This is a genomic window from Winogradskyella sp. PC-19, assembly GCF_002163855.1.
GTDB lineage: Bacteria > Bacteroidota > Bacteroidia > Flavobacteriales > Flavobacteriaceae > Winogradskyella.
The window spans coordinates 1,395,569-1,415,028 of record NZ_CP019332.1 but is presented as its reverse complement, the minus strand read 5'-3'; the positions used below and the strand labels follow the sequence as shown (position 1 = coordinate 1,415,028).

The following is a 19,460-nucleotide window of genomic DNA, read 5'->3' as shown; positions in this document are numbered from 1 at the left end:
TTTATGCTAGATCGTGATGCTTTGCTTGATGAACCAAATCTATAACATTATCTACATTCAACTTTTTGAATAGTCTAGCTTTATAGGTGCTAACGGTTTTTTCGTTGATTTCTAACTCGTCTGCGATATGTTTATTTTTCTTACCAATAGAAAGGAGTTTTAGTACTTCTACTTCTCGAGTAGACAGTCGCTTAAAAAGACGAGTTCTACTTTTTGATGTATCTGTATACTTGTAATGCTTGTCCATTTTTTCGCTTAGGTAAATATTACCTGTAGCTATAGTGTCTATAGCTTTTACAATTTCTTCTATTGGAGAGCTTTTGGAAAGGTAACCTGATGCACCAGCTTTTAGTGTGCTAATAGCATATATTTCTTCAGGCTGATGACTAAACATTAGTATTTTTATAGACTTATGTTCTTTTTTAATGGCGCGTAACGCAGTAATTCCATTAAGTTCTGGTAAGTCTATTTCGGATATGATAAGGTCTACTTCATTTTTTCTAATAAAATCAAAAATTTCTATTCCACTACCTAAGTCTCCAACAATCTGGTAATTAGAGTGATTAGAAAAAGCGTGTTTTAATCCACTGCGAATCACAGGATGGCTGTCTACCAATAATATCTTTAGCATAATGCTTAGTTTAGTAATTACTAATTATAGTTAAGTTTAAGGGGATTAGTTATTTACTTAAACAAAAGTAAGAATCGATTAGCAATAAACAACAAAAATGTAATAATATTTTAAAAAAATTGAATATATTGTGTTTTTTAAATCAATTTTTTAGGAATTTCGCAAATTGGTATAGGAATCATTTTGTGTTTGTTTGATGTATTGTAACTCATAAAAATATCAAACACTTCTTTTTGACGACCTTCAAAATCGTCAGATGTTTTACCTTCATCTTTCATTTTCATAGCCCATTCTAATTCAGGATAGGATGCACCAATTTGATCTTCGTCACTTCGTGCGTCTCCAAACAGCCCATCGCTAGGTGCAGCTTTCATTATGGAGTTAGGTACTTTAAGTGCTTCACCAATGGCGTATACCTCAGATTTGAGTAAATCTGCAATAGGACTAAGGTCTACACCACCATCACCATATTTTGTATAAAAACCTACACCAAAATCTTCTACTTTATTACCTGTGCCTGCAACTAATAATCCAAGTAATCCTGCGTGATAGTATAAGGTTGTCATTCTTAATCTAGCTCTAGTATTAGCAAGCGCCATATCTACTGTTGCTTGTTTTCCATCTAAAGATACTTCAGTTTTAAATTCTTCAAAAACAGGAGTTAGGTCTACGCGAGTTTCTTTAACGTTAGAAAAACGTTCTTTTAGTTGAGCTATATGCTCGTTGGCTCTAGACACATGACTAGCAGCTTGATGTATAGGCATTTCAATACATAAAACATTAAGACCCGTTTTTGCACAAAGAATTGAAGTCACAGCAGAATCTATTCCGCCAGAAATTCCAACAACAAAACCATTTACTTTTGCGTTTACAGCATAATCTTTTAGCCAATTAACAATATAATCTATAACTTTTTCTGTTTGCATAATCTTCGGGTTTTTTGGGTAAGAAGTGTACCTTTGCAAACAAAAATAAAGTAAAGGATTAAGCTTTAAAAATATTTCTGAAATGAAAGTCAAACCTATTCAAATCTTAAGTCTTCTGTTAATTTGTGTTTTTTTAGCTTGTGAAAATGAAAACACACTTGAAAAAGAAATAAGTAAAATAGAAGTAAATTTTACTGTAGAGCGGTTTGATGAGGTGTTATCTAAAACTAATGAACAAGACTTAATAAAAGTAAAAGAAGTGTTCCCGTTTTTATTTCCTGAAAGAATACCAGATTCGGTATGGATTAATACTATAAATAGTGATTTGCAAAGACAGATGTTTGCTGAAGGGAAAAATCTTTTTAAAGATTTTAAGATTGAAAAGAAAAGCATCGAAAATCTTTTTAAACGTCTTAAGTATTATGATAAAATGTTTGAAGTCCCTAGGGTTATTACCGTTGCCGATGGCGTTGATTATAAAAATAAATTAGTGCTACAAGCTGATTTACTTATTATAAATCTAATGAACTATTTAGGTGAAAATCACGAGTTCTACCAAAATACACCAGTATATTTTGCAGAAAGGATGAAGCCTTCTCAAATTGTTCCCGAGATTACGGAAAAATATGCTAATAGATATGCATATCAATCTCAAAGAAAAACTTTTTTAGATGAAATGATATATCACGGAAAGTTGCTTTATTTTAAAGACATAATGATTCCTGAGTTTTCTGATGCTGATAAAATAGGTTACACAAAAGAAGATGTTTTGTGGGCAGAAAAGAATGAATCACAAATATGGAGTCACTTTGTAGAAAATGAAATGTTATTTAGTACAGATACAAAGTTGTTTACACGATTTACAGTGCCAGCGCCATTTTCGAAGTTTTATTTAGATATCGATAATGAGTCTCCTGGACGATTAGGACAATATATTGGTTGGCAGATAGTAAGAGCCTATACCCAAAGAACAGATGTTGATATAATGACACTAATGAGAACGGATAGTGATCAAATCTTTAAAGAATCAAAATACAAACCTAAACGATAATATAATATTATGAAGTCTAAAATTGAGTTAAACGTTGAGCTAGACGAAAACCGTGTGCCAGAAAAATTAACATGGTCAGCACAAGATGGAGGCATAGAAAATGAAGAAGCAAAAGCTATGATGTTATCTGTTTGGGATAGTAGTACTCAAGAAACCTTACGCATCGACTTATGGACAAAAGACATGCCTGTTGATGAGATGAAACAATTTTTTCATCAAACTTTGGTAACAATGAGTGATACATTTCAGAGAGCCACACAAGATGAAAAAATGACAGCTACTATGAAAGATTTTTGTGATTATTTTGCTGAAAAATTAGAATTAAAAAAAGACTAATCTGCTGGATGAAGTTTAAAACTAAAACCATAGCTTTCTGTTGTGTAATAGGGTTTTTCATTAAAGTAAGGCGATTCTTTATTAATAAAGTTTTTGTCTAACTCTTTGTGCTTTAAAAACATACTGGCATTATATATCTGCCATATTTTCAAGACATTTGATTGGCCCTTTGGGGTTTTTACATCTAATTGATTTCTAGCAATTAAGCGGTCAATTTCCTCTTTAGTAGCCATTTTTCTTATTGTTTTTGAGTAGTGACCACTATTAATTTCATAATATACCCAGTAATTATGTTTACGTTCCTTTTCTTTTATCTTTTTAAATGTTTTTTTTACGATTGGTCGTTTGTAATTGAGTAAGTCACTTATGCTTTTAGAGTTGATAGGTCTTTTATTCTTTTTGTTCTCTTTTTCGATGTCTTCTACAGGATTCTCTTCTATAATAGTAACAACAACTTCTTCTTCTTCTTCTTCTTCTATAACCTCGCTAATATCTTCTATATTCGGTGATATTTCAGTTTCGGATAGGTCAGTAAAAGGTTCATTTCTAAAAAGAACTATGATTATTCGCTTATTAAGAAGAATAGTCTCAATTACGTATCTGCCAATATCTAAGTCATATAAAGGAATGCTGATTTTTTTATTATTTACTTGGATGGTTTCGTCATAGTCTTTATTAAAAAGATTCACCTTGTAAATAGTTCTTTCACCTTCAAGAATAAGACTGTCTTCAGCTTTGTTTAAGTAATGTTTGAGCTCTTTAGCTCTAAAATTAACATTCTGTATCAATGTAGATTTTTGACCATAAGCCATGGTCGATAACAATAGTAAGGGTATTATAGTTTTTAAATTAAACAAAGGTTTTATTAATATGTAAACTCTATTAGTTTGCAGGTCTGAGAGCTAAATGTAAATTCTTTTAATTTAAATACTAAATTTTTATGTTGTATTAATTTATTTTTAGTTAACCTGTATTGTTTCAACCTTAACTTCACTCGAATAATAAGGGTCAAAATTGAAATAAGGAGAATCAGTAACTTTTAAGTAATCACTGTTTTTAGCGTGCTCTTTTTTAAACATATCTAAATTATATACTTCCCATATTTTAAGAGTATTGTATTTTCCTGACAGTGTTCGGTGTTCGAGATTTATCCTTGATATTAACTTATCCAAGTCTTCTTTTGCAGCAAAATGTCTAACTATTTTCTTGCCAATACGTCCTTGAGACGTTTTTAAAACCCAGTATCCTTTAACGATTCTTTTTGTGCCACTTTTAGTAATATTACCTCTTTTTTTACCTATAAATTTATTGTTATCGTCAAGCTTAGATATATTTTTTTGGTTTTTAAAATTGTTTGAAATATCAACTTTTGCAGTAAGATTTAACTCTGGGTCATACAGCTTAACACCTTTAAAAGATTCTTTCCTAAAAAGGTGAATTAAAATGAGCTTATTCTGTAATCTTACAGAAACAGTATATCGACCGATTGGTAAGTCGCTAATAGGAACTTTTACAAAATTAGAATTGTATTTAAATTCTCTACTGAATTCAGAATTAAGAATCTCTACTTTATAGATAGTTCTTTCTCCTTTTAAAACTAAGCTATCTGACGTTTCGTTAAGCTTATGGTCTAATTCTTTTGCAAGTACATTTACATTTTTAAATATTTCAGATTTTTGACAATTAGAAATCAGAGAATAGAATAAAAAAAAATGACAGGCATAAAATTTTTATAGCCTTATTTTTGAAAAACAAAATAATTGATTTTTAATGTTATTGGTCAAAGGTATATGTGTTACTTACATCAGAAAAATTATTAATTTTCACTTTTAGCTAACCAGATGGTTTTTGTCGGTGAAGTGATTGAATTACTTATAATCAACGGGTTTTTGAGTAAAATTATAAATTATTGTAAATTTCAAATATGAAAAAATTTCTATTCGGCGTATTACTAACCATTACAATAGTGTTGGTTTACAGACAATGTACATATGAGTCTACAGTGGTTATTAATAACTCTTCAGATTTAATACAAGAACAATTAAAAAATGTGTCTAAGCTAGTTGTTTCTGAGGGTCACTTTTCTGAGGTTTTTAATTATGAAAATTCTAAAGAAATTTTTGGAGAATATTTAACCGCAGAAAAAAAAGCAATCGTAGTAGTTAACGCAAAAGTGTCTATTGCCTATGACTTAGAAAAATTGACCTACAAACTAGATGAAGAGACAAAGACATTACAGATTTTATCAATTCCTGAGCATGAAATTTCTATCAACCCAGATTTAGAGTATTATGACATCCAAGATGATTTCTTAAATCAATTTGAAGCTGAGGATTATAACAGTATTAAAGAAACGGTTAATATATCACTAAAAGCAAAAATCGAGAAATCTACATTGGTATCTAATGCTCAGAATAGATTAATAAGTGAGTTGGCAAAGTTTTATATACTCACAGAATCTCTTGGGTGGAAGCTAGTATTTAAAGGCAATAAAGTGAAAACTGAAGATGATTTTGAGCGCTTGTTACTGTAGCGCTTTTTTTAAAGTGGTAATGCCGCCACCATTTATGGCATCAATACCATTTGCCTTTAATAATTGAGTCGCTTGTGCTGAGCGTATTCCACTTTTGCAATGAGCTACAATAGGCTTGTTTAAGTCTTTGACTTCTTTTAATCTATTTTTTAATTCTGAAACAGGAATAAGAATTGCACCTTCTTTATGATTGGCATCGTATTCCTTTTGCGTACGTACATCTAATATAACTGCGCCTTTGTCTAAATACGCTTTTGTTTGGTTTATTTTTTTTCCGAATAAAAAATCAAATAATCCCATAATCTAATTGTTGTCGTTTATAATTTCTAAGCCATCATCTATAAGGTGAGCGATTTTAGGTTGCTTAGATTTTTGTTCGTTTAAGTATGTTAAAACTTTCAGTCTTAATTCTGAATAACTTAATTTTTCACTCAATTCTAAGATTTCCAGAGGGGACAACCAATCACCTTTATGATTCGTTTTTAGTTCTTTAAAAATTGATTCTAAATCTTTTTCTGAAGCTGAATCGTTTACTCGTAAATCTCTGATGCTTTGGTATAGTTTTTCTAGCTTTATTTTAGTTTCATCGGTTTCAGGTTGGACTGTTTTGTTCTCCGAGATATGGTATAGGTTCTCAAAAGACAGGTAGTCAGCACTTCCGGCATATGCGGATACAATTGAAGAGCCAACCGCTAAATCAAAAGTACCATCCTCAGGAGAAAACAAAACTTCGTCTTTATACTTAACTGTGCAATCTTCAAACTGAATTAAAATTAACTTACCCTGAAGATTTCTAATTCCTGTGATGTTTAGACCTTCTACGGTTATTCCACTTTCATACTCAAAAGAAATACGTTTATTGTCATAAAAGTTATAAGCTTTTAAGTCACGTGGCCCCATATTTTCAATCGCAAGATTGATACCTTTTAGCTTCCCGATTGGAGAGCTAAATCCGTTACTGTGTGTTTCAGTGCCATGGCCTATCAATTCCTTTTCACGATTTGCTAATGCTGTTGGACCTTCTGTTTTAAAGAAAACGACATTGTTGTCTTCGTCTCTAATCATCTTTGTAAAAACACCAGAGATTTGCAAACCTGTATTCAATTCAATGGTTCCAATTTTTTTGGAATCGATGAGTTTATTTAAACCTCGCCAGCCACCTTTTCTTAATGCCATAGTGCTTGCAAACTCGTCAAGAACCTGCATGAGATAAGAGAAATCTGGTGTTACAAATAACTGAGGTTGTGGTTTAGTTATATCAAATTCTGTTTCAGCTGCTTTTATAGAATATGTTATTTTTTCGACTTTATCAGAGACGCACCATTTGCTTTCTCCAATAGATGACAATAATCCAGCGCCATATAGTTTAGGATTGTCTACTGTTCCTATTAATCCATATTCAACAGTCCACCAATGCAAATTTCGGATTTGCGCCATTTCAGATAGCGGCACTTTTTTATTTTGAAGGCTGTTAACTTCATTTTCAGCGTTCTCAATCTCTTCTTGCGTTGAGTTTTTTGCCTCTTTTAATATAGAAAGCTTTCTTACTGCTTCATACATATCATTGTCATGAGATGATAAAATGGCTTTCGCGCCAACTTCACCAAAACGTCTTAAATATTCAGCGTAATCTGGATTAGCTATTATTGGCGCGTGACCAGCCGCTTCATGAATAATGTCTGGAGCTGGTGTGTATTCAATATTTTCTAATTGACGTATATCGCTTGCAATTACTAAAACTTTATAAGCCTGAAACTCCATAAACGCATTAGGTGGAATAAATCCATCTACAGCGACTGCTGCCCACCCAATTTCCTTAAGAATCCGATTCATACCATACATGCTCGGAATGTCATCTATAGAAATACCAGTCATGTCTAATCCTCTTGTGTATGATTTATGTGCAACTTTGCTTAAATAAGAGACATTTTTTCGCATAACAAAGCGCCAAACAGCTTGATTTATGGCTGAATAATCCTTGTAATCTTGAGGTTTTATAAACTGCTTTAAATGCAGAGGTAATCTGTCAATTAATGGGTTAGAAACTATCTCGTTGGTCATCCTTATATTTGTAAAACGTAAAATTATTGATTTAGAAGCTAGTTTTAAAGTAATAACATACCAATTAACACTTTTATAGCATACTGTTAATGCCAAAAGAAACAAGAAAACAAGAAATTATTAGAGTTGCTGCCAAGCTTTTTAAAAGCAAAGGCTATAGTGCTGTGACCATGAGAGATTTGGCAAAAGCTATGGATATAAAAGCTGCAAGTCTTTATAATCATATCAGTTCCAAACAAGCCATTTTGCAAGACATTGTCATTGCAATTGCTGAAGATTTTACAATTGGAATGCAAAAAATCATGGATAGCGATACAAATTCTATTGGTAGATTAGAACAAATTATTGGTTTACACGTAAAAATAGCAACGGAGAATACAGATGGACTAGCAGCATTAAATTCTGATTGGATGCATTTAGAGAATAAACTAGAGTATTATCTAAAACTGAGGAATGATTATGAAGCTAACTATCTCAGAATTATTGAAGATGGCATTGCTAATAACGAACTAAAATCTGTAAAGCCAGATGTGCTTATGTTTTCGATGCTTTCTACATTGCGTTCGCTCTATTTGTGGTTGCCAAAAAAAGAAATTATAAATCAGCAAGAGTTAACAGAAAGTTTATCTCAAATCCTCATTAAAGGAATTAACAAATAGTTTGCATTTTATTTTATAACTTTGCTCAATAAACTAACAAGTGTTAGTTTATGATTATTGTAAAATTTATGGCTGATTTTCATAACTTAAGAATAGCAGATATCTACAAAGAAACAGAAGATACTTCTGTAATTACCTTTGATGTTCCTGAGGAATTACAAAAGGAATTTGCATTTCATCAAGGGCAGCATTTAACATTAAAGGCAGATATTAATGATGAGGATGTTCGTCGTTCATATTCGTTATGCTCAAGTCCAATCGATAAGCAATGGAAAGTTGCCGTAAAGCAAATCCCTGGAGGTAAATTTTCAACCTTTGTAAACGAAGACCTAAAAACAGGAGATACTTTAGAAGTCATGGCACCAAGTGGTGTTTTTGGGGTAGAATGTCAGCCTGAAAAAGCTAAAAATTATTTATTTTTTGCAGCTGGTAGTGGTATTACACCAGTACTGTCAATGGTAAAAACACATTTAGAAGCCGAGCCAAATTCTACTTGTAAACTCTTCTATGTTAATAAGACAGCAAAATCTATTATCTTTAAGGAAGAGCTAGAACAACTCAGAAATACATATTTTGGAAGATTCGAAATCTATTATTTCTTAACTAAAGAGAAACGAGATATCGAATTATTTAATGGTCGTTTTGATGAAGAGAAAATGAAGGTTTTAACTAAAACTTTTATTGATATTCCGGATACCAATGAGGTGTTTTTATGTGGGCCAGAGAAGATGATAAACTTTGTAAGTGACTATTTGGTTAATGCAGGATTATCAACAGATTTAGTCCATTTCGAATTATTCGTCAAAGGATTATCTGAAGAAGATATGAAACGCGCAGAGCGCTTAGCACAGCAGAATGTTGAAGGAACGGAAGTAACCATTGTAGATGGTGGTAAAGAATTTTTGTTTACCATGACCAAAGAGTTCGACAACATTCTTGATGCAGCACTAGATGCAGGAGCAGATTTGCCATTTGCATGTAAAGGAGGCGTATGTAGTACATGTAAATGTGAAGTAAAACAAGGTGAAGTTGAAATGAAAATCAACTACGCTTTAGATGAAAAAGAAGTAAGTCAAAATCTGGTACTAAGTTGCCAGGCAGTACCAACAACTGATAAGGTTGTTGTAGATTTTGATGTTTAAAATATATTGAAAAAGAAAAATTAACTCGCTTGTGGTCAAAAGCCAACAGCTAAAAGCTAAAAACAATGAGTGAAGAACAAATTAGAAGTTTAGAAAGACAATTTGATGAGCGTATCGCTCGAGACGAAAAAATCGAACCTAAAGATTGGATGCCAGAGAAGTATCGCAAAACACACATTCGTCAAATGTCACAACACGCACATTCTGAAATTGTAGGCATGTTACCAGAAGGTAATTGGATTACGAGAGCACCTTCGTTAAGACGTAAAGTTGCTTTATTAGCAAAAGTACAAGACGAAGCTGGTCATGGACTGTACTTGTATTCTGCAACAGAAACTTTAGGAATTTCTAGGGACGAAATGTATGAGCAATTACATACAGGTAAAGCAAAATATTCTTCAATATTTAATTATCCTACTATCACTTGGGCAGACATGGGAGCAATTGGTTGGTTAGTAGATGGCGCAGCAATTATTAACCAAGTACCGTTATGTAATACATCTTATGGACCATATGCAAGAGCAATGATTCGTGTGTGTAAAGAAGAAAGTTTTCACCAACGTCAAGGTTTCGAAATCATGATGAAATTAGCCAACGGAACACCAGAGCAAAAAGATATGGCTCAAGATGCATTGAACAGATGGTGGTGGCCAAGCTTAATGATGTTAGGTCCTACTGATGATGTTTCGGTTCACACCGAGCAATCTATGAAATGGAAATTAAAGCGTAAATCTAACGACGATTTACGTCAGCAATTCATTGACCAAACAGTTCCACAAGCAGAATTAATTGGATTAACAATTCCAGACCCAGATTTAAAATGGAATGAAGAGCGTGGAAGTTATGATTTTGGAGAAATAGACTGGGATGAGTTTTGGCAAGTTGTAAAAGGTCATGGTCCGATGAACAAAGAGCGTATGAAAGCAAGAGTTGGTGCATGGGATCGTGGTGAATGGGTTCGAAATGCAGCAATGGCGCATGCAGATAAAAAGCGAGAGAGAAAAGAAAAACAAGCAGTTTAAATTCTTGCAAGGTTTTCAAAACCTTGTAGGTATATTCAAAATATTATGGGAACAAAAAACTGGCCCTTATGGGAAATCTTCGTGAGAAGTAAAAACGGATTAGAACACAGACATTGTGGTAGTTTACATGCTGCGGATTCTGATATGGCGCTTGAAAACGCACGCGATGTATATACGAGAAGAAATGAAGGTGTGAGTATTTGGGTTGTAGAATCTAAGCATATTACGGCATCCAATCCTGAGAACAATGGTGAGTTATTTGAGCCAGCTCAAGACAAGGTGTATCGTCACCCAACATTTTATGATTTACCAGACGAAGTAAAACACATGTAATGAAAAACGAAAACTTATACAATTACATATTAGGTATTGCAGACAATAGTTTAATTCTTGGACAAAGAATGGGCGAGCTTTGCGGACATGGGCCAAGTTTGGAGACAGATATCGCATGTACTAATATCTCATTAGATTTATTTGGGCAAGTGCGGAGTTATTTTCAATATGCGAGTAAGATTGCTGGCGACGGAAGAACAGAAGATGATATCGCAATGCTTCGTAAGGAACGCGAATACAAGAACGTATTATTGGTAGAACAGCCAAACACAAACTTTGCATATACACTTGGACGACAATTTTTATTTGATGTTTATCATTTGGCATTTTTAAAAGAACTTCAGAAAAGTACAGATTTAACACTGTCAGCAATTGCTAATAAGTGTGTTAAAGAAGTAAGTTATCATGAGCGTTTTTCTTCAGACTGGATTAAGCGCTTAGGTGATGGTACCGATGAGAGTAAAGAAAAGATGCAAGAAGCTATAAATGATTTATGGGCTTACACAGATGAGTTATTTCATCAAACAGATGCAGATAAAGCTATGGTTTCTCAAGGAATTGGTGTTGATGTAACAAAGCTTAAAGAAGCGTATTACAGAGCAGTTTCTCAAGTATTAGAGGAAGCAACATTGCAAGTGCCGGAATCTAAATACTTTCAAAAAGGTGGAAAGCAAGGAATCCATACTGAACATTTAGGATTTTTATTAAGCGATTTACAATACATGCAACGGACATACCCGAATATGGAATGGTAGAATGATATCTACAGAACAAAATATTGACGAAAGACTAATTGCAATTCTGGAACAGGTTTCAGACCCTGAAATTCCAGTTTTGTCTATAATGGATATGGGTGTTGTTCGTTCTGCTATAATTGATAATAATATTGTAAAAGTTGAAATTACACCAACATATAGTGGCTGCCCGGCAATGGATGTCATTGGTGATGATATCAAAAAAGCACTTAGCGAAGCAGGATACAAATCAGAAATTGATTTAATTCTACATCCAGCTTGGACAACAGATTGGATTACACCAAGAGGTCGAAAAGCATTAGAAGATTACGGAATCGCCGCACCTTTAGATGCTGAAGCTGATAAAGATGTATTGCTTAATGGTAAACGCATTGTAAAATGTACTAATTGTGGTTCTCAAAATACGAGACTAGTTAGTCAGTTTGGTTCTACGGCATGTAAAGCTCAATTTCAATGTGACGATTGTCAAGAGCCTTTTGATTATTTTAAATGTCTTAAATAGATAACAAAAACTTAATTATGAGTAACAGTTCAATTGTATTAAAGATTGAAAATAAAGTAGCGCACATTACGCTAAACCGACCAGAAGTATTCAATAGTTTCAATCGCGAAATGGCATTAAGTCTTCAATCTATTTTAGATGATTGCGAAACCAATTCAAACGTAAGAGCAATCGTTTTAACCGGAAATGGCAAAGCATTTTGCGCTGGTCAAGATCTAAAAGAAGTGACAGATCCTGAATTAAATCCAGGATTTAAAAAGATTTTAGAAGAGCACTATAATCCCATCATTACAAGAATACGTTCAATCAAGAAACCTATTATTGGAGCAGTAAACGGAGTTGCTGCTGGAGCAGGAGCTAACATCGCATTAGCTTGTGATATTGTTGTGGCTCATGAGAAAGTGAGTTTTATTCAAGCCTTTAGTTTAATTGGTTTGGTTCCAGATAGTGCTGGTACATTCTTTTTGCCTAGACTTATTGGTTTTCAGAAAGCACAAGCTTTAGCCATGTTGGGTGATAAGATTTCTGCAGAAGAGGCTGAAAAAATGGGAATGATTTATAAATCTGTCACAGTAGAGGAATTTGAGGAAATGGTTTCTAAACTAGCAATTAAGCTAGCTAATATGCCGACAAAAGCTTTAGGTTTAATAAAGGAATTATTTAATAGCTCTATGACAAATACCTTAGATGAGCAATTGGCTTTAGAGTCTAAATTACAAATAGAGGCAGCGAGTAGTAATGACTATGCAGAAGGAGTTGCAGCATTTATTGAAAAACGTAAACCAAATTTCAAAGGCAACTAATTGAATAAAGATAGCCTCATAGAAGTTCACAATAGAATAAAACCATTTATTCATAAAACACCAGTTCTAAGCTCAAGCCTGATAAATGAAATGGTTGGAGCAGACATTGTATTTAAATGTGAGAACTTTCAAAAAATGGGTGCCTTTAAAATGCGTGGTGCAGCTAATGCGATTTTATCCTTATCTGAAGAAGAACGACAACGTGGTGTGGTAACACATTCTTCAGGGAACTTTGCGCAAGCCGTATCGAAAGCTGCTCAGAAATTAGGTGTAAAGGCGTATATCGTAATGCCAGAAAATGCACCTCAAGTCAAAAAAGATGGTGTAAAAACTTATGAAGGTGAGATAATAGAATGCGAATCTACACCTCAAGCTCGAGAGGCAACAGCAAATAAAATTAAGGAGGCAAAAGGTGCCTCTTTTTTACATCCTTCAAATCAAGATGAGGTCATTTATGGCAATAGTTCTGCTGCAATGGAATTGTTAGAGGAATGTCCAGAATTAGACGTAATTTTAACACCAGTTGGTGGTGGAGGATTAATTGCAGGAACAGCTTTAGCAGCACATTATTTTTCAAATAACTGCAAAGTTATAGGAGGAGAACCTATGGAAGCAGATGATGCATATCGCTCTTTAATTTCTGGTAAAATAGAAACTAATGATAGTTTTCATACGGTCGCTGACGGATTAAGAACACATTTGGGAGATAGGAATTTTCCGATTATTCAAAAGTATGTCGATAAGATTATCCGTGTTGAGGAAGATGAAATTGTAAATGCGATGCAACTGATTTGGGAGCGAATGAAGATTATTATTGAGCCTTCATGTGCTGTACCGTTTGCAGCAGTATTAAAGAATAAAGAAGAATTTCAAAATAAAAAAATAGGGATTATCTTATCGGGCGGAAACGTCGATGTTAAGAATTTACCTTTTTAATATAAAACTATGAACGTAGGAATTATAGGTTCTGGAACAATGGGAAGTGGTATCGCACAAGTTGCTGCTACTGCTGGTTGTCAGGTAAAATTATACGATACTAATCAAACTGCTTTAGATAAAGCTCAAGCGTCTCTCGAAAAAATCTTAAATAGATTAATTGAAAAAGGACGAATTGATGTTGATGAAAAAATCAGAATTCAATCAAACATCAGCTATGTAAATAACTTGAAAGATTTGTCTGATTCAAATCTCACAATTGAGGCTATTATTGAAAACCTTGAAATCAAAAAGAAAGTGTTTTCAGAACTTGAAAGTTACGTTGCAGATGATTGTATCATCGCATCTAATACCTCAAGTTTATCGATAGCATCTATTGCCGCATCTTTAGAGAAACCAGAACGTTGTGTTGGAATTCACTTTTTCAACCCAGCACCTTTAATGAAACTGGTTGAGGTCATTCCTGCAATTCAAACATCTGATGACGTACTTCAAAAATCAATTGATACTATTTCTAATTGGAAAAAAGTGGTAGCAGTTGCTAAAGATACACCTGGTTTTATCGTAAATCGCGTGGCACGACCATTTTATGGTGAAGCCTTAAGAATTTATGAAGAAGGCATTGCAGATTTTGCTACCATCGATTGGAGTTTAAAAACTATTGGCGGATTTAGAATGGGACCATTCGAATTGATGGATTTCATTGGCAACGATGTTAATTATACAGTAACAGAAACTGTGTTTACAGCATTTTATTTCGACCCAAGATATAAGCCAGCATTTACTCAAAAGCGTTTTGCTGAGGCAGGTTATTTAGGACGCAAATCTGGTAAAGGCTATTATGATTACTCAGAAGGTGCAACTAAACCAAATCCAGTAGAAGATAAAGCTTTAGCAGAGCAAATTTTTAATCGTGTTTTGGTGATGTTAATTAATGAAGCAGCAGATGCATTATTTTTAAATATTGCTTCAGCTGAAGATATAGATAATGCCATGACCAAAGGAGTTAATTATCCAAAGGGATTATTGTCGTGGGCAGATGAAATAGGAATCGATAAATGTGTTACAGCGTTAGATAGATTGTACGAAGAATATCATGAAGATAGATATCGATGCAGTCCATTATTACGAAAAATGAGTAGAGAACATAAAACATTTTTTTAATGAAAGGCGAAGCCATTCCATATAAAATGTTGAGTCAAGATGCTTACAGTACTTGGTTAGGGATTGAAATCCTTGAATGCGAAATAGGACGTTGTAAAGTGGCAATGACCATCAGAAAAGACATGCTAAATAGCATGAACAAAGCACATGGAGGTATTAGCTATTCGTTAGCAGATACAGCATTCGGATTTGCTGCAAACACACATGGAAAATATGCAGTTTCTATTGAAACTAGTATTAATCATATTGAAGCTCTAGAAGAAGGAGATTATTTGGTGGCTGAATCAGTTATTGAAAAAGTAAATAATAAATTAGGATTTAATATCATCGAAGTAAAACGCGGAGATGAATTAGTAGCACTTTTTAAAGGTGTGGTTTATAGAACTCAAAAAGATTGGGAAGAATGAAGAAATTGATATTCTTATTTGTATTAACATTTAGCTTTATTGCTTTTAGCCAAGTAAATAAATTGAATTTTGAAGATGTAAAATTTGATATTGAAGTAGATGAATCTATTTATATTCATAAAAAGGAAAATTCTTATTTCACCGAAACTCAATCTTCGGCAATGCAGTTTAATTTGCTGCCTAAATCCTATGGCGAACTAAAGAAAAGAATGTTGGAAAGTCAAAAAGAAAGTTATAAGGAAGAAATTGAAATTAATGACGTAAAGATGTTGTTGATGAGAACAACACAAGTAAATGATGATGTAGAGTATACGATAGCGATATATTGTAAGGAAATAAATACTAATTCTACATTAGTTCTTAATAGTTTTTATAAGACTGAAGAAGAAAAAATCATGAAACCATTAATTGAAAAAGCTGTATTATCTGCTAAATTAAAAGAATAATGAAAGAAGCATATATAATAGACGGAATCCGCACACCAATAGGAAATTATAAAGGTACCTTATCTGCTGTTCGTACAGACGATTTAGGAGCATTGGTAATTGCAGAAGTTGTAAAACGTAATCCAAACATCCCAAAGGAAGCTTATGACGATGTAATTATAGGCTGTGCTAATCAAGCAGGAGAAGACAATCGTAATGTAGCGCGTATGTCATCTTTATTAGCGGGATTACCATTTACAGTTCCAGGCGAAACCGTAAATCGATTATGTAGCTCAGGATTGTCAGCAATCATTCATGCCAATCGTGCTATAAAAGCAGGAGATGGCGACCTATTTATTTCTGGTGGTGTTGAGAATATGACTCGCGGACCATACGTCATGGCAAAACCATCAACAGCATTTGGAGGTGATTCTAAAATGTATGACTCTACGTTTGGGTGGCGTTTTGTAAATCCTAAAATGCATAAGCTATATGGTACTGATGGTATGGGAAATACTGCTGAAAATCTTGTTGAGAAATATAATATCTCTCGAGAAGACCAAGACAAGTTTGCATATTGGAGTCAAATGAAAGCATCCAAAGCACAAGAAAATGGACGTTTGGCAAAAGAGATAGTTACTGTAGAAATTCCGCAACGTAAAAAAGACCCAATTCAATTTTCAAAAGATGAATTTGTAAAACCAAATTCATCCCTTGAAGTTTTAGGAAAATTAAGAGCAGCCTTTAAAAAAGAAGGCGGAAGCGTTACTGCAGGTAATTCATCAGGATTAAATGATGGTGCAGCAGCTACAATAATAGCATCAGGAGATGCTGTCAAAAAGTATAATTTAAAACCATTAGCAAGAATAGTAAGTTCTGCAGTCGTTGGCGTAGAGCCACGAATTATGGGAATCGGTCCAGTTCAGGCTTCTAATAAAGCACTAGAAAAAGCTGGATTAAGTATGGTTGATATCGATGTGATTGAGCTTAACGAAGCATTCGCAGCACAAGCATTAGCATGCACAAGAGCATGGGGATTAGCAGATGATGATTCAAGATTAAACCCAAATGGTGGTTCGATTGCTATTGGTCATCCACTTGGAGTCACTGGAGCACGTATTGCGTATTCAGCAGCATTGGAATTACATGAGCAAAATAAAAGATATGCATTAGTAACGATGTGTATTGGTGTTGGGCAAGGTTATGCAGCAATTATAGAACGCGTTTAATTATGGAAAAAATACAGCATTACGTTCAAGGCAATTGGACTACAGGAAAAGAAGAAGGAACACCAATCCTTGACGCCGTAACAGGCGAGGCGTTCACAAGCGTAGCCATTGAAGGATTAGATATCCCTGAAATTCTAAACTACGGACGCACCAAAGGAGGCGAGCAGCTTCGTAAGATGACGTTTCAAGAACGTGGAAATATGCTTAAGAAATTAGCATTATATCTCACAAAACGAAAAGATGCATTTTATGATTTAAGTTATAGAACAGGAGCTACAAAAGTAGACAGTTGGATAGATATTGAAGGTGGTTTTGGTAACTTATTCGCTAATGCGTCTTTAAGAAAATTATTCCCAAACCAACCCTATCATATAGAAGGTGATGCTGTCGATTTATCTCGTGGTGGACGTTTTATGGCACACCATATTATGGTGCCAAAACGAGGCGTTGCAGTGCATATTAATGCCTTTAATTTCCCAGTTTGGGGAATGTTAGAAAAATGCGCTGTAAACTGGATGGCTGGAGTTCCTGCAGTGGTACTACCTGCACCGTCATCATCGTATTTAGCGGAAGCTGTGGCAAGAGTAATTATAGATTCTAAAATTTTACCAGAAGGTGCACTTCAAATCATCAACGGAACAGTTAAAACAATACTAGATACCGTTGAATCTCAAGATGTCGTAACCTTTACAGGTTCTGCACAAACAGGTCGTTTACTAAAAGCGCACCCAAGAATAATACAAGAATCTGTGCCATTCACGATGGAAGCAGATTCATTAAATGCATCCATTTTAGGAGAAGATGCAGTTCCTGGAACACCAGAATTTGATTTATTCATCAAAGAAGTTAGAAAAGAAATGACCGTAAAAGCTGGCCAAAAATGTACAGCAATTAGACGTATCATTGTTCCAGAAAATCTAGTTGAAGACGTTCAAATTTCATTAGGTAAAGCCTTAGATAAAGTAACGATTGGTGACCCAAGATTAAAAGAAGTCCGAATGGGTTCTTTAGTAAGTCAACAGCAGGTGCAAGCTGTAAGAGATTCGGTCAATGACTTGGCAAAAGAAGCTCAGATTGTTTATGGTGATTTAGATAAGATTGAAACCATAGGAGCAGATGCCAAAAAAGGTGCATTTATAAGCCCAATTGTATTAAGAGCAGACCATCCGTTTCAGAATACCATTATTCATGAACGTGAAGCATTTGGTCCAGTAAGTACCATTATGCCATATAAAAATTTAGATGAAGCGATAACTTTAGCGCAAATGGGTAAAGGGTCGTTAGTGTCTTCAATTGCAACTAATGATGATGGCATTGCCAAAGATTATGTGGTTAATGCTGCATCGCATCACGGTCGAATTTTAGTATTGAATAGAGAAAGTGCTAAAGAAAGTACAGGACATGGTTCACCATTACCTTATTTAGTTCATGGTGGTCCAGGTCGTGCAGGTGGTGGTGAAGAAATGGGAGGAATGCGTGGTATAAAACATTATTTACAACGTACAGCTATTCAGGGTTCACCAACAACAATTACGGAGATTACTGGAGTTTATCAGCAGAATGCAAAGTATACTGAAGCAGAAGAGCATCCATTTAAATACCATTGGGAAGATATCGAAGCTGGTATGTCAATGAAAACGCATAAGCGTACTTTAACTGATAACGACATTCAGAATTTTGCCAATTTAACTTGGGACCATTTCTATGCGCATACAGATATTACATCCTTAGACGGCAGTATTTTCGAAAAAAGAACAGCACATGGTTATTTTATTATTTCTGCAGCAGCAGGATTATTCGTTTATCCTAATAAAGGACCTGTAGCCGCCAATTACGGATTAGATAGTATTCGGTTTTTAAGACCGTTATATCATAACGATACGATTTACGTACGTTTAACATGTAAAGAAAAAGTAGACCGTGATGTGGCTTCAGCCGAACATCCAAGCGGAATCGTAAAATGGCATGTAGAAGTGTTTGATGGGAATTTTGAAAACAGACCAGAAAGTCAAAAAACAGATAAAGATAGTCCGTTAGTGGCGGTTGCTACCATTTTGACAATGGTTCAAAAAAAGCAAGAAACGTTTGCGGAAATGACAGATAGTAAGATTGACGAATGTCTATCAAAACTGTCTGATGACCTAAAACCAAAATGGGGAATAATGACACCACAACACATGGTTGAACATTTGGAATACACCTATAAAATAGCTGCTGGCGAAATTCAAGATTTTGAAATTTCTACACCAGAAAAGATTTTGGAAAAAGTAAAAAATAGCCTTTGGAATTATCAAAAATTCCCGAAGAACAGTCAGTTTCCGTTGCTAGAAAAAGACACGCTGGATGATTTGAAGCATGAAAATTTAGCTGTTGCTATTGAAAAATTTAAGGAACAGCGAAACGCATATTTAGAATACTTTAAAGAAAACCCAGATGCTAAACTAGCTAATATGGTATTTGGAGAGCTGAATAGATATGAATGGTATTTATTGGAGCGAAAGCATCTGAACCATCATTTTGAACAATTTGGTTTGATTTGAAGCAA

General features: G+C 34.2%; 22 protein-coding genes. 16 read left to right on the top strand and 6 right to left on the bottom strand.

The window, feature by feature from the left end; translation table 11 throughout:
- Position 1: 1 nt before the first annotated feature.
- Both BTO05_RS06610 and nadE read right to left on the bottom strand, forming a co-directional pair.
- Positions 2-631, bottom strand: a complete 630-nt coding sequence (locus BTO05_RS06610; RefSeq protein WP_087491898.1) for a response regulator — start codon at positions 629-631, stop codon at positions 2-4.
- A gap of 137 nt (positions 632-768) precedes the next feature.
- The gene (gene nadE / locus BTO05_RS06605) at positions 769-1,557 is read right to left on the bottom strand and encodes an NAD(+) synthase (protein ID WP_087491897.1); all 789 of its coding nucleotides are present in this window, start codon (positions 1,555-1,557) and stop codon (positions 769-771) included.
- An 82-nt stretch (positions 1,558-1,639) separates the two neighbouring features.
- Between nadE and gldB the strand changes: the two genes are divergently transcribed.
- Both gldB and gldC read left to right on the top strand, forming a co-directional pair.
- Positions 1,640-2,608 (top strand): gliding motility lipoprotein GldB, encoded by a 969-nt coding sequence (gene gldB, locus BTO05_RS06600; protein WP_087491896.1) that lies wholly within the window; start codon positions 1,640-1,642, stop codon positions 2,606-2,608.
- A gap of 9 nt (positions 2,609-2,617) precedes the next feature.
- Positions 2,618-2,944 (top strand): gliding motility protein GldC, encoded by a 327-nt coding sequence (gene gldC, locus BTO05_RS06595; protein ID WP_087491895.1) that lies wholly within the window; start codon positions 2,618-2,620, stop codon positions 2,942-2,944.
- Here gldC and BTO05_RS06590 read toward each other — a convergent pair.
- Together BTO05_RS06590 and BTO05_RS14185 are read right to left on the bottom strand one after the other, a co-directional pair.
- On the bottom strand, positions 2,941-3,801 hold the full coding sequence (locus BTO05_RS06590; RefSeq protein WP_157662551.1) for a hypothetical protein: 861 nt from the start codon (positions 3,799-3,801) through the stop codon (positions 2,941-2,943). The genes gldC and BTO05_RS06590 overlap by 4 nt on opposite strands.
- A gap of 102 nt (positions 3,802-3,903) precedes the next feature.
- Entirely contained in the window at positions 3,904-4,116 is a 213-nt protein-coding gene (locus BTO05_RS14185; protein ID WP_087491893.1) for a hypothetical protein, read from the bottom strand.
- Between the two features lie 752 nt (positions 4,117-4,868).
- Between BTO05_RS14185 and BTO05_RS06580 the strand changes: the two genes are divergently transcribed.
- Positions 4,869-5,477: a DUF4230 domain-containing protein gene (locus tag BTO05_RS06580; RefSeq protein ID WP_087491892.1), complete on the top strand. Its 609-nt coding sequence runs from the start codon at positions 4,869-4,871 to the stop codon at positions 5,475-5,477.
- On the opposite strand, the gene BTO05_RS06575 is transcribed toward BTO05_RS06580, so the two are convergent.
- On the bottom strand, positions 5,469-5,777 hold the full coding sequence (locus BTO05_RS06575) for a rhodanese-like domain-containing protein (RefSeq protein WP_087491891.1): 309 nt from the start codon (positions 5,775-5,777) through the stop codon (positions 5,469-5,471). The two genes, BTO05_RS06580 and BTO05_RS06575, sit on opposite strands and share 9 nt — an antisense overlap.
- Positions 5,778-5,780: 3 nt before the next feature.
- Positions 5,781-7,538, bottom strand: a complete 1,758-nt coding sequence (locus BTO05_RS06570) for an aromatic amino acid hydroxylase (protein WP_087491890.1) — start codon at positions 7,536-7,538, stop codon at positions 5,781-5,783.
- Positions 7,539-7,627: 89 nt separating this feature from the next.
- On the opposite strand from BTO05_RS06570, the gene BTO05_RS06565 reads away from it, so the two are divergent.
- The 13 genes from BTO05_RS06565 to paaZ all read left to right on the top strand — a co-directional run bounded on the left by BTO05_RS06565 (position 7,628) and on the right by paaZ (position 19,455).
- On the top strand, positions 7,628-8,197 hold the full coding sequence (locus tag BTO05_RS06565; protein WP_087491889.1) for a TetR/AcrR family transcriptional regulator: 570 nt from the start codon (positions 7,628-7,630) through the stop codon (positions 8,195-8,197).
- Between the two features lie 68 nt (positions 8,198-8,265).
- Positions 8,266-9,339, top strand: a complete 1,074-nt coding sequence (locus BTO05_RS06560) for a 2Fe-2S iron-sulfur cluster-binding protein (RefSeq protein WP_087493303.1) — start codon at positions 8,266-8,268, stop codon at positions 9,337-9,339.
- Between the two features lie 65 nt (positions 9,340-9,404).
- Positions 9,405-10,361 carry a 1,2-phenylacetyl-CoA epoxidase subunit PaaA gene (gene paaA / locus BTO05_RS06555; protein ID WP_087491888.1) on the top strand — a complete coding sequence of 319 codons (957 nt, stop codon included), beginning with the start codon at positions 9,405-9,407 and terminating at the stop codon, positions 10,359-10,361.
- Between the two features lie 45 nt (positions 10,362-10,406).
- Positions 10,407-10,694, top strand: a complete 288-nt coding sequence (gene paaB / locus BTO05_RS06550) for a 1,2-phenylacetyl-CoA epoxidase subunit PaaB (RefSeq protein ID WP_008269362.1) — start codon at positions 10,407-10,409, stop codon at positions 10,692-10,694.
- The gene (paaC, locus tag BTO05_RS06545; protein WP_087491887.1) at positions 10,694-11,449 is read left to right on the top strand and encodes a 1,2-phenylacetyl-CoA epoxidase subunit PaaC; all 756 of its coding nucleotides are present in this window, start codon (positions 10,694-10,696) and stop codon (positions 11,447-11,449) included. Before paaB ends, paaC begins: the two co-directional genes overlap by 1 nt.
- A gap of 1 nt (position 11,450) precedes the next feature.
- The gene (gene paaD / locus BTO05_RS06540) at positions 11,451-11,951 is read left to right on the top strand and encodes a 1,2-phenylacetyl-CoA epoxidase subunit PaaD (RefSeq protein ID WP_087491886.1); all 501 of its coding nucleotides are present in this window, start codon (positions 11,451-11,453) and stop codon (positions 11,949-11,951) included.
- Positions 11,952-11,968: 17 nt separating this feature from the next.
- Positions 11,969-12,754: an enoyl-CoA hydratase-related protein gene (locus BTO05_RS06535; protein WP_087491885.1), complete on the top strand. Its 786-nt coding sequence runs from the start codon at positions 11,969-11,971 to the stop codon at positions 12,752-12,754.
- A complete protein-coding gene (locus BTO05_RS06530; RefSeq protein ID WP_087491884.1) occupies positions 12,755-13,690 on the top strand; it encodes a threonine/serine dehydratase in 936 nt (311 codons plus the stop codon).
- 9 nt (positions 13,691-13,699) lie between these two features.
- The gene (locus tag BTO05_RS06525) at positions 13,700-14,854 is read left to right on the top strand and encodes a 3-hydroxyacyl-CoA dehydrogenase NAD-binding domain-containing protein (RefSeq protein WP_087491883.1); all 1,155 of its coding nucleotides are present in this window, start codon (positions 13,700-13,702) and stop codon (positions 14,852-14,854) included.
- Positions 14,854-15,261, top strand: coding sequence for a hotdog fold thioesterase (locus BTO05_RS06520; protein WP_087491882.1), 408 nt, complete (start codon positions 14,854-14,856; stop codon positions 15,259-15,261). Before BTO05_RS06525 ends, BTO05_RS06520 begins: the two co-directional genes overlap by 1 nt.
- A complete protein-coding gene (locus tag BTO05_RS06515; RefSeq protein WP_087491881.1) occupies positions 15,258-15,707 on the top strand; it encodes a hypothetical protein in 450 nt (149 codons plus the stop codon). The genes BTO05_RS06520 and BTO05_RS06515 overlap by 4 nt, the downstream gene beginning before the upstream one ends.
- Entirely contained in the window at positions 15,707-16,915 is a 1,209-nt protein-coding gene (gene pcaF, locus BTO05_RS06510) for a 3-oxoadipyl-CoA thiolase (protein WP_087491880.1), read from the top strand. The genes BTO05_RS06515 and pcaF overlap by 1 nt, the downstream gene beginning before the upstream one ends.
- A 2-nt stretch (positions 16,916-16,917) precedes the next feature.
- The gene (paaZ, locus tag BTO05_RS06505) at positions 16,918-19,455 is read left to right on the top strand and encodes a phenylacetic acid degradation bifunctional protein PaaZ (RefSeq protein ID WP_087491879.1); all 2,538 of its coding nucleotides are present in this window, start codon (positions 16,918-16,920) and stop codon (positions 19,453-19,455) included.
- The last annotated feature ends 5 nt before the right edge of the window (positions 19,456-19,460 follow it).

Coding starts and splice junctions, on each gene's coding strand:
- BTO05_RS06560 (WP_087493303.1), top strand. CDS start 8,266: ATGGCTGATTTTCATAACTTAAGAATAGCAGATATCTACAAAGAAACA.
- paaA (WP_087491888.1), top strand. CDS start 9,405: ATGAGTGAAGAACAAATTAGAAGTTTAGAAAGACAATTTGATGAGCGT.
- BTO05_RS06535 (WP_087491885.1), top strand. CDS start 11,969: ATGAGTAACAGTTCAATTGTATTAAAGATTGAAAATAAAGTAGCGCAC.
- BTO05_RS06525 (WP_087491883.1), top strand. CDS start 13,700: ATGAACGTAGGAATTATAGGTTCTGGAACAATGGGAAGTGGTATCGCA.
- gldC (WP_087491895.1), top strand. CDS start 2,618: ATGAAGTCTAAAATTGAGTTAAACGTTGAGCTAGACGAAAACCGTGTG.
- paaC (WP_087491887.1), top strand. CDS start 10,694: ATGAAAAACGAAAACTTATACAATTACATATTAGGTATTGCAGACAAT.
- paaB (WP_008269362.1), top strand. CDS start 10,407: ATGGGAACAAAAAACTGGCCCTTATGGGAAATCTTCGTGAGAAGTAAA.
- gldB (WP_087491896.1), top strand. CDS start 1,640: ATGAAAGTCAAACCTATTCAAATCTTAAGTCTTCTGTTAATTTGTGTT.
- BTO05_RS06515 (WP_087491881.1), top strand. CDS start 15,258: ATGAAGAAATTGATATTCTTATTTGTATTAACATTTAGCTTTATTGCT.
- BTO05_RS06580 (WP_087491892.1), top strand. CDS start 4,869: ATGAAAAAATTTCTATTCGGCGTATTACTAACCATTACAATAGTGTTG.
- BTO05_RS06570 (WP_087491890.1), bottom strand. CDS start 7,538: ATGACCAACGAGATAGTTTCTAACCCATTAATTGACAGATTACCTCTG.
- BTO05_RS06565 (WP_087491889.1), top strand. CDS start 7,628: ATGCCAAAAGAAACAAGAAAACAAGAAATTATTAGAGTTGCTGCCAAG.
- BTO05_RS06610 (WP_087491898.1), bottom strand. CDS start 631: ATGCTAAAGATATTATTGGTAGACAGCCATCCTGTGATTCGCAGTGGA.
- paaD (WP_087491886.1), top strand. CDS start 11,451: ATGATATCTACAGAACAAAATATTGACGAAAGACTAATTGCAATTCTG.
- pcaF (WP_087491880.1), top strand. CDS start 15,707: ATGAAAGAAGCATATATAATAGACGGAATCCGCACACCAATAGGAAAT.
- BTO05_RS06575 (WP_087491891.1), bottom strand. CDS start 5,777: ATGGGATTATTTGATTTTTTATTCGGAAAAAAAATAAACCAAACAAAA.
- BTO05_RS06520 (WP_087491882.1), top strand. CDS start 14,854: ATGAAAGGCGAAGCCATTCCATATAAAATGTTGAGTCAAGATGCTTAC.
- nadE (WP_087491897.1), bottom strand. CDS start 1,557: ATGCAAACAGAAAAAGTTATAGATTATATTGTTAATTGGCTAAAAGAT.
- paaZ (WP_087491879.1), top strand. CDS start 16,918: ATGGAAAAAATACAGCATTACGTTCAAGGCAATTGGACTACAGGAAAA.